Source organism: Lentzea sp. NPDC004789 (genome assembly GCF_053601075.1).
This window is the reverse complement of the sequence record NZ_JBSGBE010000021.1, coordinates 71,586-87,300: the sequence shown is the minus strand read 5'-3', so window position 1 is coordinate 87,300 and position 15,715 is coordinate 71,586. Positions and strand designations below refer to the sequence as shown.

The following is a 15,715-nucleotide window of genomic DNA, read 5'->3' as shown; positions in this document are numbered from 1 at the left end:
CACGGCGGCAGCCAGACCCTCAGGCCCCCCGCCGGTACGTACTCGGCACCACCCTTGAGGGTGGCGGCCTTCCGGGTACAGACGACTGATCACCGTGCTACCCGCGGAGCCACGTCACAGCTCGAACACCAGCCGGGCGGGCACCCGGCCGTTGAGCACGTCGTCGAAGGATTCGTTGATCTGGTCCAATGAGCGTGTCTGCGTGATCACCCTGGCGCGCCCGGCCGCGTGCAGAGCGAACACCTCGGCCAGGTCCGCGCAGGTGCCACGATCGAGCCGATGACCGAGATGCCGCCGAGCGCGGTGTCGAAGATCGGGACCGTGATGGCGGCGTCGTCCGCGGGCAGCGCGACCACCACCAGCCGACCACCGCGGCGGAGTGACCGGTACGCCTGAGCGAACGGCTTCGGCGCCGATGCCAGCACCTCGGCTACGTCGGCACCGCCACCTCGCGGATGGCCTCGACCGGATCGGTCTCCGCGGCGTTCACCAGGTGGTCCGCACCGAGTTCCCCGGCGAGGTCGAGCTTGCTCTGCTCGATGTCGACGACGGTCACGAGACCACCGACGAGGCGCGCGTACTGCACCTCCATGTGCCCGAGGCCCCCGATGCTCGTTCGTCTCGCCGTGCGTGTTGCTCGCCCCGTCGAGCGTGCGGGCCGGGCCCGCTGTATCACTGAAAGAGGTGAAGGGGTGCCCTTGCGCCCTGTGGCAAACTGCCAGTGCGGCTGGACTTAATGAGTATCGGAACCGCAGGGCACCAGCCTGCCGTGAGCTGGTGAGTACCAGGTCAGGGGGCAACCTGACCTGGTACTCACCTTGAGTGGAGAAGTAGGAACTAGTCGCCGCTGGAGCCAAACCACGGAGCGACGAGATCCATGATCCACTCTGAGAGGAGCCTGACCCCGATCGCGCGGGTCAGGCTTTCCTCATGAAAGCCCTTGTTCCGACGCAGACGTCGCGACTCGGACTTCTTCTTGCCCTTCTTCACGAGCACCTCCCTGACTGACCAGGGGACCTTCCGATGGAAGACCTGGTTCCTCCGGCCAGCTGAGCGGAGGATCCAGCGGTACTTGCCTGAACGTTGTACCCCACGATTCAGCACCTTGGGAGATTTGTACCGCAGCCGGGGTAGCGAAAACCGCCGCCGATCCGGTGCGACTACGCTTCGTGAAGATGACGGTCCGCGTCACCCATGCTTGCTCCCGGAAGCCCAGGCACGCGGACGTCGAGCAGCCTCGCTCCGTCCGGTTCAGTCGCAGTACGTGTCGAATAGCCAGTCATTCGAGTGAACCCGGAAATGAGCAGTACAGCGTTAAGACCTCGGAAACCCGAGGTCATACTGCATTAAGCTACTTCGAACTCGTTCAGCAGCGGCTGCAGACAGCGCTGGCCTCGAGCAAGGGCCAACGTGCTTAACAGCCCGTTCACCGTCTGGGAGGGCGACGAGGTCCATGGGCGTAGAGCGGTGGTCACCGGAGTCTCGGTCCGACTGGACAGCCTGTTCACCCACGCTGGCAGGCCGTTGCCGTTCGGTGCTGGTCCTGCTGGACAACGCGTCGTCTGCGGACCAGGTCCGGCGCTGCTGCCGTCTGCTGGGCCACACGGGGTGCTTGTGACGGCGCGGCGACCGGCCGTGGCTGCGCACGGTCGCGGTGACCGGAACGCTGCTGGCGGTCGGTGGCGCACCGTTCGTCCTCAGTGGACAGTGGTGGGGTCCCGCTCGTATGGCCCGCAGGTGAAGGAGTCCCACGAATCGTCGAGGGACTGGAACACGATGCCCCAGGGCAGGTCCTCGATTGGGGAGCCTTCCTCCGGCTCGCTGATGATCACACCACCCCATGTTGGGTCCTCCTCGGTCCGTGCCGTGTCGGGGCAATGTCTACCGCGCACGCTCAGACCCCCGTCGCCGCCCCTCGGTGTTAACCGGCCCGTTCTCCCGCCGTGGCCGGGGCGTCCGGCTGAATACGTCCGGACACATTTCGGTCGCAAGGCCTGCCAGCGCTCCGGCGCGCTGAGCTCGGTCGGGGCCCAGATCACCAAGCCGGATCAGCTCACCAGCGCGACGAGCTTCGACACCAGCTCCGATGGCAGGGGGCGTGCGGCGTTCTCCGCGCGGAGTCGCTCGCACGCCGCCCTGATCTCCTTGTCCTCCAACAGCTTCGTGAGATGCGAAGCGTCCACGGTGGTGTCTTCGAGCCACAGGCCGATACCAGCGTCGCGGACGAGTGTCGCGTTGTCGAACTGGTCGGCGGCGTGCGGAAGCAGCAACTGCGGCACTCCGGCGGCCAGCGAGGTGAAGGTGCTGCCGGAGCCGCCGTGGTGCACGATCGCGTCGCAGTGCTCCAACAGGGCGTTCAACGGGATCCACTCAACGAGGCGCACGTTCTCCGGCAGCTCGCCCAGTTCCGCGACGTCGGAGTCGCCGAGCGCGAAGATGAATTCCGCGTCGATCTCCTTGGCCGCCTCGACGATCTGGCCCAGCGCGCCGACGGACATCAGGCCGACCGCGGTGCCGAGGGTGACGCACACCCTCCGCCGTTCCCGCTTGGCGAGCAGCCACCCCGGCAGCACCCCGCCCGCGTTGTACGCGACGTAGCGCATCGGCCACCCGATCTGCGGGGTCCCGAGCCCCTCGGTGGCGATGTCGATGATCGCGTCGGCCTCGGTCGGCCGCGTCACGCCATGCCGGTCGTAGGCGTCGGTGTACTTGGCGTACAACGCGAGCTCGTCGGTCCCGCGCGCCGAACCGAAGTTGTGCTGCACGGCGGGAATTCCGAGCTTCGCGGCGATGAACGGGCCCGCGGAGTCCATCTGCCCGAAGACCACCAGGTCCGGCCGCCAACCCTGGGCGGCGGCGAGCATCCCCTCGGTGAGCCGGTCGCCGAGCGCGGCGAACACCCGCGCGACGAGCTCCATCGCCCGCCGCGGGTCCTCCACGAACAGCTCGTGGATCGAGGCGAAGTCCCCGAACCGCTCGTTCTCCCGCACTGTAGTCCCGAAGAACTTCATCATGTCCAGCCCCGGCGCGGCCTCCACCGCGGGCAGCCCAGCTTGCGCGGCGCGCTCGACGACGTCACCGGTGCTGGCGACCAGCACGTCGTGCCCCCCGGTCCGCAGCGCCCAGGCGAGCGGGATCATCGGAAACAGGTGGCCAAGCCCCGGCGATGACGAGAAAAGAACTCGCACGACTTCCTCCCTGGGAGTCTGTTGGCGAATGGTGTGGGCTGGTCGTGAGCGTGAGGGCATGAAGGTGGGGTTTCTGGTAATCGAGATGCACCACCAACTTGATCACCAAAAGCCCCAGGATGTCTGTCTACCGTGTCGAGGCCGCGAAGGCGAGTTGTGGCGTGTCTGGTTGCGCATGTCGTGACCGGACACGTCGGTATCCGTCTGATCTGACCGATGAGCAGTGGCAGGTGCTGGAGCCGCAAGCGCGGGCGGTCATGGCCGAGTTGCGCAAGAGCCCTGCCGGAGCGCCAATGAAGCATGACCTGCGTGCGATGGTGGACGCGATCGGCTATCTGACCCGCTATGGCATCGAGTGGCGGGCGTTGCCGGCCGACTTCCCGCCCTGGGAAGCGGTGTATGCGTTCTTCGAACGGTGGAGGAAACGGGGCCTGCCGCAGCGTCTGATCGACCGGTTGCGGGGACGCATCCGGATCGCATGTGGCCGGGCCGAGTTGCCTGCCGCAGCGGTCATCGACGCCCAGACCGTGCGCGGTGCCGACACCGTGGCAGCCGACGGCGCCGGCTATGACGCGGGGAAGAAAACCAAGGGACGTAAGAGAAACATTGCCACTGACTGCCTCGGACTCCTGCTAATGGTGACCGTCACCTCCGGCGGCATGCAAGACCGCGACAGCGCCCACCGGCTGCTGGCACTGCTGCGCGAACACTTCTCCACCATCACCCTGGTCTGGGCCGACGGCGGCTACGCCGGACGCCTCGTCACGTGGGCCAAAGCCGTGCTGTGCCTGACACTCACCGTTGTCAAACGCACCGACGACATCAAGGGCTTCGTGGTACTGCCCCGCAGATGGGTCGTCGAGAGAACGTTCGGCTGGCTGACCCGCCATCGACGCCTCGTCCGGGACTACGAACGCCGACCAGAACACCACGAAGCCATGGTGTGGTGGGCCACCGTCACGATCATGACCCGCCGCCTAACCCGAGAACTCTCCGGCGACCCACCACCAGCACGCTGGGGCCAGCCCAGACAACCCAGCTCAACCACGGCATGACCATCTACCAACAGGCTCTAAGAACTCATAACATAATGATCTTGGGATGCTGGTGATCGTCGGGGCGTTGACCTTGGTGTGAAGAAGGGTGAGCAGCTTCCGTGGATCGTATCCGACGAGTTGTGGGCGCGGATCGAGCCGCTGCTGCCGGTGGTACCACGCCGCTCCGACCATCTGGGACGCAAGCGGCTTGACGACAGCAAAGTGCTGTGCGGCATCCTGTTCGTGCTCTACACCGGTATCCCGTGGGGGTTCCTGCCCCAGGAACTCGGCTTCGGCTCCGGCATGACCGCCCAGAGGCGACTGCGGGACTGGCACCAGGCTGGCGTCTGGCAACGGCTGCACGAGGACCTGCTCGCCGAGCTCAACGCCGCGGACGCGCTGGACTGGTCGCGAGCGGTGATCGACGGCTCGCACGTACCCTGAAGGGCGGCCCAAACAGGGGCGAGCTCGGTCGACCGTGCCAGAACGGGCTCGAAGCACCACCTGATCACCGAAGGACGCGGCATCCCGCTGACCGTTTCGCTGACCGGTGGGAACGCAGCGACGTCACCCGGTTGATACCGCTGATCGACCGGATCCCTGTGCGTGCCGAAAACTACGTCCATGCTGGTCAAGCGACGTGCCGGCACTCGCGAAGTACTCCACCGAGGACGAAGAGGCTGTCGAACACCCGGACACGGTCGAAGGACGGACGTCGCCTACTGACTCCGAGTCCGAAATGCCTTCAACTGCCATCGTTCTCGTCGCACAACATCACGAACTGTCGGCAGTCGAGTTGGCGACCCAGCGAGCGACAAGCTCTGTCCGGCAACCAGATGGACCAGCTCAACCACGTCGCCTCCACCACCGGCAACAACCCACAACCCGACTCGCTGATCATCCGGCTGCACACCGAAACCGTGGTCCTGTGGGGTGCCAAAATCCGGCCCAGGAGCCTGACCTGCGCATCACGCTGCTGCAGGTTCGTACTCGTTGATCAGTCCACCTAGTACTCGCCGACGACGCACGGACCTGCAGCGTGGCTCTGCGATTGGGTGATCGGGTCGTGGTGGAGTGTGGTGTCGCGCTCGGTGTGGTCGCCGGTGGTTGTAGTGGGAGACGTAGCGGTTCAGCACTGACTCCAGGTGCCGCTCGTTAATGATCATCAGCCGATCCGTTAGCTCTCGCCTAACGGTGCCAACAAACCGTTCCGCATAGCTGTTAGCCCGCGGAGACCTCGGCGGGATCTTCACAGCGTCGATGCCGGCGTCCGCGAGAACGGAATCGAACGACGTCGTGAACTGGCCGGCCCTGTCACGAACCAGGAAGCGAAACTCGCTGGCCCGAGCACCCAGCTCCATGAGGAAGTTGCGAGCCTGCTGTGTAGTCCACCGGCCGTCAGGGTTGGTGGTAGTGCCAAGAATATGGACATAGCGGGTGCCGACCTCCATCACGAAGAACACATACACCCGCTTCAATGTGACCGCGCAGTCGACGTGGAAGAAGTCGCACGCCAGCATGCTCGCCGCCTGAGCACGCAGAAACCGCCGCCACGACGTGTCGGTATCTCGAGTCGGCGAGGGTGGTACCTGTAGACGCTTCAGCACCCGGCGAACAGTCGACACGGCCGTCCGGTGGCCGAGCTTGAGCAGTTCACCTTGGATACGGCGGTAACCCCAGCCGGCGTTCTCCCGCGCCATCCGCTCGATCAATGCCACGACAGTCTCATCGACCCGCGGCCGCCCAGTCCGGTTCAGGTGGGTCCACTTTCTTCGCGACCAAGCGCCGATGCCACCGCAGCACGGTGCCCGGAGACACCAACCGGTGCTCTCGCAGCCACACCGGTAACCGCCGCGCCAACGCGGCCAGCACCGCACGATCAGCCCAATCCAACCGCGGACGGCGCTGACCCCGACGCAACACCGCGACCTCATGCCGCAACACCAGCAACTCGACGTCCTTGACCGCCGAGGACCGGCCGAGCAAAACCAACCAGCCACCCAGCTGAACTAGGACGAGGTACAACAGTCGCAGCGCCACGCCCACGATCATGCCCTCAGAACGACAGAACCTGATTACCGCAGATCAGCGTATGAGTGCGGAGTTCTGGCACGCCCCACAGCTCAACGACCGCGCCACCTACCCGCCGGAACGGCTCACCGCGATGGCGCGCTTCATGGTCAGCACCTTCTTCGACCGCTACCCCACAGTCTCCACGAAGTCATGACCAGATCGGCACAGCGATGCCCTGCCGAGACCGCGATGCCGCCCTTGCACTGTCGTCAGCGCAACCTGGCGTCCCTCTTCGAGGAGTCCAGCCGAAATCCACAGTGGAGGGAAGGTCCGTCATCTCCAGCGCTTCCCTCAGGTGTGGATGACCCTTGTCGTCAATGCGGCGCCTGATCGCACGCAGATCGGCGTCACCAAGAGCGCGGACGGCGAGGGCGAGACGTGGTGCGGTGTGCGGACCGGCCAGAGCCGCCTCTACCTTGCGCACGCCTCAGTCATCGCCTGGAGCGCAAGCGCACCCTGCCCGAGGCGCTGCTCGGGCGACGCGGCAACCAACAGCATTGCGTTAATCGGAAACTGCGGCGAGCCTGGTGGCGAGAGTGGGGATCACACGGTCGTAAACAGCCAGTTCCTCTTGTTCGACGCGCTCGCCTGTAGTCGAAATCGTTGTCGCCAGCGCCCTCAGGCGAGGTGGTCCGGTCCTGCTCAGCTGCACTGCGCGTTGCTGCCAGTCGTGTCGCTTCGCGTCCGAGTCGCGCCGTTTACGCGCAGCGCGCCACAGGTCCGGTTCCATGCCCACTGGGTGCACGTCACGGCCAGTCTCGTTCATGACGTTGGCTATGATCTCGATGCCGCTCGGGTCGAGATCACACCATGCCGCCAACGTCCAGTCGTGCCTGCGGATGAACTCGATCAGGCCGTGGCTGGCGAATCCCTTGATCCATACGCACAGCCAGCTCTCGTGCACGTCGGTGTTGGTGCACACCTGGTTGAAGTTCTCGTCGTTCTCGATCAGCAGCAGCCCGCGTGGCGATCCGTCCAGCTGCCGAGCTTAAGGGCTCCGCGCCGGCAGACTCACCCACGGCGATCCGGTGCGGGCATCGACGACGACGTCCTCGAGCTTCCAGGCAAGCGGACCACGCAACCTGATCTCGGTGTCCACCAGCTCCACCGCCTCGTCGAACGGCAGCGGGATCAGGTTCTGGAACGCCATGCGGCCGGCATCCGTCCAGGTCTTGGCTCCTCCGAATGCGGAGGCAGCAAGACCTTTCTCCGGTGTGATCAGGCCCTTGTCGTGGCGTGGCCACCACTTCGCCGCAGCCCTGATTCCCGATTCGTAGCTGCTCCATGCGCCAGCGAGGGTCCGCGTGCCGGCTGGGACTCTGTACGTGGTGGAAGAGTCCAACTGGGACAGCAGCAGGTACTCGTCCGCGAGTTGGGGCACGGGCCGCATCACGTCGAGCAGAGCCACACGCGCCTGGGCAACGGCCTTGCTCGCCGCCTCGTCCCGCAGGCGCTTGGCCTCCGACCTGGTGACCACGTCTCCGAACACTCCGGTCACCAGGTCCTCGAGCGTCATCGTGAAGCGGCTCGCCACCAGGCGTTGCTGAGCGCGGCGCAGGTTCACGGACACGGCCGTGACCACGCCTTCACCGAACAGTTCGATGACCTCCCGGCGTTCGTCGTCGGTCAACGGGAATCTTTTCAACGAGAGCGCACGTTCTGCTCGGCCACCGTTGACCAAACGGTCACGCAAAGCCCGCAGGACTTTCCGCGGACCTGGTAGCTCCGTCCACTCCCACAGCTCCGGATCGAGCTCACCCATCGAACAGCGTGTCCTCGTCCGAGATGACCTGCGCCGGCTTCAACGCGGGATCCTGGAGTTCGCGGCTGCGATGTCCGTCCCAGACGAACGGCGTCGTCAGGACGCCCTCGACCGCCGGGTCGCGGTACAGGCTGTAGGTCATCAGACCTGGAACCTCGGCGTGGAACCCCCACTCGTCGTGGCTCGCAAGCACGAAGTCGAGATCGAGGTCGGTGAGTAGCTTCATGCAGCTCCCCCGCATCTCCGCGTCGATTCCGGCGAACGCCTCGTCGAGGTACACGGGCCTGGGCGCCGTCGTCGCGGCCGCCTCGTAGTGAGCGGCGGCCGCGACGAACAGCGGCAGTTGAAGCATGACGGCCTTCTCGCCACCGGAACCCTGCTGGTGCTTGCTGTCGGTCAGTCGGCCCACTTCTCGGCGCTCGTCGTACGGACCTGGAGGTGGAACTTTGACCACTTCCGATAGTCCAGAGCCTCACGCAGGTGCTCACGCCAGTCACAGGCCTTGTCCGCCGGTCAGCCGTGGCACGCGGATCCCTTGCAGGACAGGGATGAATTGCGGCCTGCCGTGACGGTGCCCGGCGGTCAGCAGGATCGACAGCGGCTTCTGCCCCTGTTCACGGCTCAGATGCAGTTTCATGGTCCATCCGCCGCGCGAGCGGCCCAGCGCGTGATCGTCGGGCTCGCTGATGATCCCGCCCGGTGGCTCGGCCTGCAGATCCCCAAGCGCGGCTCCACCCTGACGCCGCCGACCTGCGGCAGGACTCCGCGTCCTCGCCTCGCTGTGGGTGTCAAAACACGGCCGCCGCAGCCTGACCTGTACACCAGGCGCGTGGGTTCGTACTCGTTGATCAGTCCGCGAGGACTGATCAACGAGTACCGACCGCCTCGTCGAGGAAGCCACCGGACTGGTGGCGCCACAGCTTCGCGTACGTCCCGCCCACGTCGAGCAGTTCCGCGTGGGTGCCCTGTTCGACGATCCGGCCCCGGTCGAGCACGATCAGCCGATCCATCCGCACGACCGTGCTCAGCCGGTGTGCCACGACGATCGCGGTGCGGCCCTCCATGAGCCGCCACAGCGCCTCTTGGACCAGCACCTCGCTCTCCGAGTCCAGCGCACTGGTCGCCTCGTCCAGCAGCAGGATCGGCGCGTCACGCAGGATCGCGCGGGCCAGCGCGACCCGCTGCCGCTGTCCGCCGGACAGTTTGACGCCGCGTTCGCCGACCATCGTGTCGAACCCATCGGGCAGCGCGTCCGCGAACTCCGTCACGTGCGCGGCATGCGCGGCACGGTAGATCTCGGCGTCCGTCGCGCCTGGCCGTGCGAACGCGATGTTCTCGCGCAGCGTCCGGTGGAACATGGCCGGCTCCTGGGGCACGTACCCGATCAGGCCGCGCAGGTCGGCCTGACTCAGGCGGGCGATGTCCTGGCCGCCGATGAGGACGCGGCCCTGATCGACGTCCATCAGCCGCAGGAGCAACCGGGTGAGCGTGGTCTTGCCGCCGCCGGAGCGGCCGACGAGCCCTATCCGCGTGCCCGCCGGGATGTCCAGGTCGAGCCCGTCGAACAGCAGCTCACCGCCGCCGTGCGTGAACACCACGTTCTCGAACCGGACCTGGGAGTCCTTCACCCGCAACGGTTCCGGGTGCACCGGGTCGAGCACGACCGGCGGGTCGAGCAGCAGTTCGGTGAACTGAGCTGCCTCGGTGAGCGCACTCTCCACCTGCCGGTAGATCTGGTTGAACTCGAACATGATCCGCGTCGCGTTCCCGAAGTAGGCGAACGTCACCACGATCGCCTCCACACCGAGCCCATCACTGACTCCGATCGCGACCACGAGGCCGAGCACGTTGGTGAGCACGGACAGCGGCGCGATCACGGTGTCGATGCGCAGGTTGTTGTAGTCCCACGACCGCAGTGCCAGCGTTCGCTGCTTGGCGGCACGGGTCCGGTGCTCCGCGCCCTCGCGCCGCTCGGCGGCGAACGCCCGCACCGTCTCCATGTTCGTCAGCGTGTCCGAGACGTGGCCGGACACCTGGGCGATGGCGGCCTCGCGCTCGTCGACCAGCCGCTGGCGTTGGCGGATGAGCGGCGCAACCACGCATCCCGTGACCAGGATCAGGCCGATCAGCACCGCGACGAGCATCGGGTTGTAGCGCCACAGCACGATGCAGGCGAAACCCAGCGGGATGATGTTGGCGAAGATCTTGAAGGCCAGTGTGTCCACGAAGTCCTCGAAGCGGAACGCGAAGCTGAGCACCCGTTTGGTCAGCGACCCGGCGAAGTTGTCGTGGAAGAACGCCGCGTCCTTCTCCAGCAGTTCATCCATCGCGAATGCGGACAGGTTCTCGATCCCGCGGCCGTCCACGCGGTTGAGGCAGTGCAGGCCGATGCGCCACAACAGTTCCGAGAGCAGCATGAAACCGGCGAAGGCCAGCACGTACGGCAGGACGGAGCCGAGGCTTGTGCCGCCACCGCCCGCAAGCTTTCCCACGAGCCCGCCCACCGCCAACGGCGCGAGATAGAGCTGACACGTGACGCCCAGCGCGGGCGACACGAGTGCGCCCGCGGTGATGAATCCGTGGCGCCGCAGTTCCTTCCCGTACAAGCGCAGGGCGAGCGGCACCGCGTTCTTGCGGACGGGCCTTTCCGAACCTGGCACTACCATCCGCCCCCTCCGGCACCTCGGCTTCCTCATGCTGCCGCAAAGGGGCGGATGGCAGCGATCGAATATCGCCGCGTGGACACGGCCGCCGGAGTGACTCGCGACGATGCGGTCGCGATCTCTGCGAGGTTGCCGGAAATCGCGTCCGCAAAGGTCAAGCGGCATGCCGATACTCGTGGAGGACTCCACCGAGCCGGTCTCGTCGGAGTACCGCGAGCCGTTCGATCCGGTCAGGTCCAAGGGGGTTGGAGTCGGGCTCGCAGGGCGCTGCGGCGGCGAGGGACCTGTGGGTGCGGTGCCGGTTGTAATACTGCTCATACTCGCGCAGCGCGTGCCGGTTCGGCCGGGGACCTCTCTTGTCCCCAGAGGCTTACCTCCGACCACAGCACCACGCACCCAGGCGGCTTGTTTGAATTCTAAAGTATGCTGGACCGGGTGCGCCGATCGACGATCTGCGTGTGCACCCGGTCCAACTTACTACCGCCCCAGTACTGTGGTTCGCGAGGATTCAAACGAGTGCCGCCATGGGGGGTATTAGCAGTTTTGCGGGAACTGGGCGGGACGCAAGACCTGCCAGTTGCTCCACGAACCGCCGTTCCAAGCGCGATAATAGTCGTTGAGAACTCCGTTGACGGGGACGCCGAGAACGGCTATCTCCGGCCGATCGACCCCGTTCTGGTAGAACCAGACCCGACTGTTCGCGACCCCGCCAAAGTCGAACCAGGGGCTCCATGACCAGTCGTCCTGCTGGTAGATCACGTACACGTGATGACCGCCACCGATGACGAACCAGGCGTTACGACCGTTCGTCCAGTGCCACATGGACATGGCACATCCGCGGTAGAACCACCCCTCGCTTGCCGACGAGCTCGGCCTCCAGGTGCAAATGCTGCCGGGTGAACTGCCATCGCAGTGCGCCCCCATGTCCTCCACGCCGTTCGGGTAGATGTACACCCAGTAGTTGCTGTCGGCCGCCTGAGGGGGCGTCGCCGCGAACGCGGTTTGCGCGCCGGTCACGGTGACCATCGACGCCAGGAAGGCAATCACCAAAAACCAGCTGCCCCGGCCGATCCGTCTCAGCATCATTGTCGATCCTCCATTGTCTCGTTCCAGTCACTTGAGTACAGCCCACGGCGACCACATACTCCGGCCCAATGGGGCTCGTAGCGGCCCACCTGGCCGCTTCCGTAGACGACAATCTGTGGCTACCAGGGATTATCGCGATCCATCGTGACACCACTCGCTGCGTAGCCGCCCATTGAGCGTCAACCAGTCCACGAACCCGGCGCGAGCTCCTCGCTTGCATAAATCCTATGATCAGTTCCTACGCAGAATAGGGATTCTCGACCGTCAGGCCAATGTGCAGTAGCGCCACGACACAAAAATGTCAGACGTGTGGAGATGGCCCAATTACACCCGAGAAGAGGTTGGTTTCGAAATCATCAATCGATCCCTTCATGACTTGGTCACGGGAGACGTCCAGCTGCTCACACTCGGCGCTGTCGGGGTTGGCGCAGGCGCTCTCGCGGCGGCCTGCGGCTCTGACCAGGTGGTTGAACATCCCGCGACTTCTGCTTTCCGTGCTTCGGAAGGCAAAGCTCACAGCGCGACCTTGAAAAAACCTTGCTTGCCTGGGTTCTCCTGCTTCGGGCCACGTCTGCGACCCAACCCCGGTACCGTCGACACGTCCGGCGGTCGTGGGCTGCCGCGACGAACTCACGACCGGGGGGCCGCGGGTGATCGAGTTCCGCTTGTTGGGGCCGGTCGAGCTGCGCAGTGGTGACGAACAGCTCGACCTGGGCGCGGCCAAGCAGCGCTGCGTGCTCGCGGTGCTGCTGATCGCCGGCCGGAGCGGTGCGACCGTTGACGCCCTGATCGAGCGGGTGTGGGGAGACGAGCTTCCCGACCAGGTCCGCGCGTCGCTGTACAGCTACCTCGCCAGGCTGCGTGCGATCCTGCGGAAGGCTGATCCTTCGGGGGCCACGTCGGTGCGGCGTCGCCCAGGTGGTGGGTATTGGCTCGATCGTCCCTGCGCCGTGGTGGACATGGACGAGCTGGCCGACTTGGTCAGCGCCGCTGGCCGGTGCGATGATCCGGCCGAACGGGCTCGCCTGCTCGACTCCGCTGTCGAGCTGCGTCGCGGAGTCCCGCTCGAGGGGCTGAGCGGGTTGTGGGCCGAACAGGTTCGCGAGCATCTCGATCGTCAGCACCTGGCCGCGCTGTCGGACTGGGCCGACGCGGTGAGCACGGCGCGCAGCAGTGCCGAGGTCGTCGAGCGGCTGTCGGCGGGTCTGATCACGCACCCGCTCGCCGAACCGCTGGCCGAACGGCTTCTGGTCGCGCTGCACGCCACGGGGCGGACCGGCGAGGCTTCTCACTGGTACGAGCGGTTCTGCGCCAGGCTCGACGCGGAGTTGGGCGCAAAGCCCAGCGCACGGCTGCGGGAAGTCCACGAGCGGCTACAAGGTTCACGCTCCGGCCGCGGCGCACCCGCTCGTTCGGCCGGGCCGCCGATCCCCGCGCAGCTGCCACCGGTTGTGGGCACTTTCACCGGCCGGGCGGACTACCTCCGCGAACTCGACCGGCTCCTCGGCCGGAACACCGGCACCGCGGCGCGCGGGTCCCCGTTCCTCGCCGCGATTTCCGGGATGCCGGGCGTGGGCAAGTCCGCGCTCACGATCCGCTGGGCGCACCACGTCGCCGACCGCTTCCCGGACGGGCAGCTGTTCGCCAGCCTCGACGGTCACGGCCCCGGACGGCCACGGGCGCCGGTCGAGGTGCTCGCCGGCTTCCTGCGGGCGCTCGGTGTACCCGCGCATCAGATCCCGGAGGACGAACCGTCCGCAGCCGCGCTGTACCGGTCTCTCCTGGCCGGCCGGCGGATCCTGGTACTCCTGGACAACGCCGTCGACGCCGCGCAGGTCCGGCCGCTGCTGCCCGGAGCGACCAGGGCCGCTGCCCTGGTGACCAGCCGGGCAGCCCTCACTGGTCTGACGGCCACCCACGGCTGCACCCTGGTCCGCCTGCGGCCGATGTCCGCCGCCGAGGCCACGGCCCTGGTCTCGGCCATGCTCGGCGAACACCAGGCAAAGCAAGAGCACCAGGCGATGCAACGGCTGGTCGCGTACTGCGCCGGACTGCCGCTGGCCCTGCGGATCGCGGCCGCCAGCATCGTCGCGGACCCCGATGAGGGCGTCGCGCGCTACGTGGCCCGGCTCGACGAGCCGGAAGCCCTCGCCAACCTGGCGGTGCCCGGCGACGACGAGGTAGCTGTGCGCGTCGCGTTCGATCGATCCTACGAGGCACTGGACGACGCCGTCCGCAGGGCGTTCCGCAGGCTCGGCCTGTTCGCCGGCCGATCGATCGGCCTGGCCGCGGCGGCGGCGCTGTGCGGCACGGGCGTGGACGCGACCGAGCGGCTGCTTCGTCGTCTGGTCGAGGCGCAACTCGTCGAGCGTCTGCCGAAGGAACGATTCGCCCTGCACGACCTGCTGCACCGGTACGCCGCCGAGCGAGCGGCGCGCGAAGACACCGAGACGGAGCGTGGTGCGTCGCTCGCCCGGCTCTACGGCTGGTATCGCGGGACAGCGGACGCGGTGGCGCGCATCGCCTATCCGGTCATCGTCCGGCTGGCTCTTCCGGAACCTCCGGCGGACGCGCCTGCGCCGCTCACGTTCGCCACTCCCGCCGCCGCGCTCGACTGGACCGACGAGGAGTGGCCGAACCTCGTGGCGCTGGTGTCCAGGGCGAGCTCCGACGGTCTGCCCGACCAGGCATGGTTCCTCGCCGACGCCATGCGGGGCTACCTGATCCGGCGCAAGTACCTACACGACTGGGCCACGGTGGCGAGTGCCGCGTTGGCTGCCGCCGAATCCTGCGGCGATCAGCGGGCCGCGGTCGCCGCACACGCGTCGCTCGGTGTCCTGGCCAGCGTGCGATCGGACGGGCAGGCGGCGACGCGCTCATATCGCCGGATGCTCGAGGGTGCGCGGGCAACGGGCTGGCGTGATGCCGAGGCCGGGGCGCTGGGCAACCTCGGCTTGACCTTGCATCACCGCGGTCGTCTCCACGAAGCCGCCGCACGCCATCGGGAAGGACTGCAGCTCGCGATCGAACTCAGGGAGCCCACGCGGGAGAGCGGGTCCCGTCATAATCTCGGGCGCGTGCTGCGGGAGCTGGGGCAGCCGAAACAAGCGTTGCGCGAGCACCTCGCGACCCTGCGGCTACACCGTGCCACTGGCGTCGAAGGCTACGCCGACCTGCTGCTCAACCTCGGCCTCGACCACTGGCAGTTCGGGGGATACCGGCGTGCCGAGTACTGGTTGAGCCTCGCACTCACCGAATTTCGCGCGCTCGGCGATCAGGCGAGCGTCGTCGTTGCCAGTGGCCGGCTCGCCCAACTTCTGGGCGAAACGGGGCGGATCGCCGAAGCGACCGGCCTCGCCGACCAAGCCATGGACCTCGCTGCTCGTTCGGACATCGAGGACAGCAAGGTGGTCGCGGTGCAGGCGCGGGCCGACTGCCATCGATATCGCGGTGAGCCGGACGCGGCCCGGCACGCCTATCGGGAGGCGGCGCAGCTGGCCCGCCAGATGAACTATCCGCTCGGCGAACTCGAGGCGACAGCCGGGCTCGCATTCCTCGACGGCGCTCCTGACGGTTTCCGTGCCGCGTTGCCGAAGGCGGCGGAGCGGAGGATCTGGGAGTGCCGGCTCCGGCTCGGGCTCGCGGCCGCGCTGCTGAGCCAGGCCGACGTGGCCGCCGCGGAGGCCGAAGTCTGGACCGCGGAACTGCTCGCCGAAGAGACCGGCCATCTGCCGGGTACAGCCCGAGCCCACATCATCAGCGCCGCGATCGCGCAACGACAGGGCCGGCACCAACTGGCCCACGAACACCAGCACGCGGCCCAGGCATTGTACGCGGCGATGGCGATAACACCCAACGCGCCGAGCACATCGTGGTAACCGCTTACGACCGCGCAAACACCACGAA

At 66.8% G+C, this 15,715-nt stretch carries 13 protein-coding genes and 2 pseudogenes; 4 read left to right on the top strand and 11 right to left on the bottom strand.

Features of this window, described 5'->3' with window-relative positions; genetic code table 11:
- Window positions 1-206 precede the first annotated feature (206 nt).
- From ACWEIJ_RS36585 to ACWEIJ_RS36575, 3 genes and pseudogenes are all read right to left on the bottom strand, one after another.
- Window positions 207-592 (bottom strand): annotated as a pseudogene (locus ACWEIJ_RS36585) (zinc-binding dehydrogenase).
- Between the two features lie 245 nt (window positions 593-837).
- Window positions 838-990: a hypothetical protein gene (locus ACWEIJ_RS36580; RefSeq protein ID WP_449841831.1), complete on the bottom strand. Its 153-nt coding sequence runs from the start codon at window positions 988-990 to the stop codon at window positions 838-840.
- A gap of 1,058 nt (window positions 991-2,048) precedes the next feature.
- Entirely contained in the window at window positions 2,049-3,140 is a 1,092-nt protein-coding gene (locus ACWEIJ_RS36575) for a nucleotide disphospho-sugar-binding domain-containing protein (protein WP_449841830.1), read from the bottom strand.
- 167 nt (window positions 3,141-3,307) lie between these two features.
- On the opposite strand from ACWEIJ_RS36575, the gene ACWEIJ_RS36570 reads away from it, so the two are divergent.
- Window positions 3,308-4,243 (top strand): IS5 family transposase, encoded by a 936-nt coding sequence (locus tag ACWEIJ_RS36570; protein WP_449841829.1) that lies wholly within the window; start codon window positions 3,308-3,310, stop codon window positions 4,241-4,243.
- Window positions 4,244-4,321: 78 nt separating this feature from the next.
- Window positions 4,322-4,827 (top strand): annotated as a pseudogene (locus ACWEIJ_RS36565) (IS5 family transposase); the annotation flags it as partial.
- A gap of 366 nt (window positions 4,828-5,193) precedes the next feature.
- Here ACWEIJ_RS36565 and ACWEIJ_RS36560 read toward each other — a convergent pair.
- Both ACWEIJ_RS36560 and ACWEIJ_RS36555 read right to left on the bottom strand, forming a co-directional pair.
- Window positions 5,194-5,943, bottom strand: coding sequence for an integrase core domain-containing protein (locus ACWEIJ_RS36560; RefSeq protein WP_449841828.1), 750 nt, complete (start codon window positions 5,941-5,943; stop codon window positions 5,194-5,196).
- 7 nt (window positions 5,944-5,950) lie between these two features.
- Complete coding sequence (locus ACWEIJ_RS36555; protein ID WP_449841827.1) at window positions 5,951-6,265, bottom strand: integrase; 315 nt, start codon at window positions 6,263-6,265, stop codon at window positions 5,951-5,953.
- A 52-nt stretch (window positions 6,266-6,317) separates the two neighbouring features.
- Here ACWEIJ_RS36555 and ACWEIJ_RS36550 point away from each other — a divergent pair, with 52 nt between their 5' ends.
- Window positions 6,318-6,452, top strand: coding sequence for a hypothetical protein (locus ACWEIJ_RS36550; protein WP_449841826.1), 135 nt, complete (start codon window positions 6,318-6,320; stop codon window positions 6,450-6,452).
- A 348-nt stretch (window positions 6,453-6,800) separates the two neighbouring features.
- Here ACWEIJ_RS36550 and ACWEIJ_RS36545 read toward each other — a convergent pair whose 3' ends face one another.
- The 6 genes from ACWEIJ_RS36545 to ACWEIJ_RS36520 form a co-directional block, all read right to left on the bottom strand.
- Window positions 6,801-7,277, bottom strand: a complete 477-nt coding sequence (locus tag ACWEIJ_RS36545) for a Wadjet anti-phage system protein JetD domain-containing protein (RefSeq protein ID WP_449841926.1) — start codon at window positions 7,275-7,277, stop codon at window positions 6,801-6,803.
- A gap of 9 nt (window positions 7,278-7,286) precedes the next feature.
- The gene (locus ACWEIJ_RS36540; protein ID WP_449841825.1) at window positions 7,287-7,928 is read right to left on the bottom strand and encodes a hypothetical protein; all 642 of its coding nucleotides are present in this window, start codon (window positions 7,926-7,928) and stop codon (window positions 7,287-7,289) included.
- Between the two features lie 124 nt (window positions 7,929-8,052).
- Entirely contained in the window at window positions 8,053-8,469 is a 417-nt protein-coding gene (locus ACWEIJ_RS36535) for an SbcC/MukB-like Walker B domain-containing protein (protein WP_449841824.1), read from the bottom strand.
- Between the two features lie 84 nt (window positions 8,470-8,553).
- Window positions 8,554-8,697, bottom strand: coding sequence for a hypothetical protein (locus tag ACWEIJ_RS36530; RefSeq protein ID WP_449841823.1), 144 nt, complete (start codon window positions 8,695-8,697; stop codon window positions 8,554-8,556).
- A 229-nt stretch (window positions 8,698-8,926) separates the two neighbouring features.
- Window positions 8,927-10,726: an ABC transporter ATP-binding protein gene (locus ACWEIJ_RS36525; protein WP_449841822.1), complete on the bottom strand. Its 1,800-nt coding sequence runs from the start codon at window positions 10,724-10,726 to the stop codon at window positions 8,927-8,929.
- A 531-nt stretch (window positions 10,727-11,257) separates the two neighbouring features.
- Window positions 11,258-11,809 carry a hypothetical protein gene (locus ACWEIJ_RS36520; RefSeq protein ID WP_449841821.1) on the bottom strand — a complete coding sequence of 184 codons (552 nt, stop codon included), beginning with the start codon at window positions 11,807-11,809 and terminating at the stop codon, window positions 11,258-11,260.
- 650 nt (window positions 11,810-12,459) lie between these two features.
- Between ACWEIJ_RS36520 and ACWEIJ_RS36515 the strand changes: the two genes are divergently transcribed.
- Window positions 12,460-15,687 carry an AfsR/SARP family transcriptional regulator gene (locus ACWEIJ_RS36515; RefSeq protein WP_449841820.1) on the top strand — a complete coding sequence of 1,076 codons (3,228 nt, stop codon included), beginning with the start codon at window positions 12,460-12,462 and terminating at the stop codon, window positions 15,685-15,687.
- The last annotated feature ends 28 nt before the right edge of the window (window positions 15,688-15,715 follow it).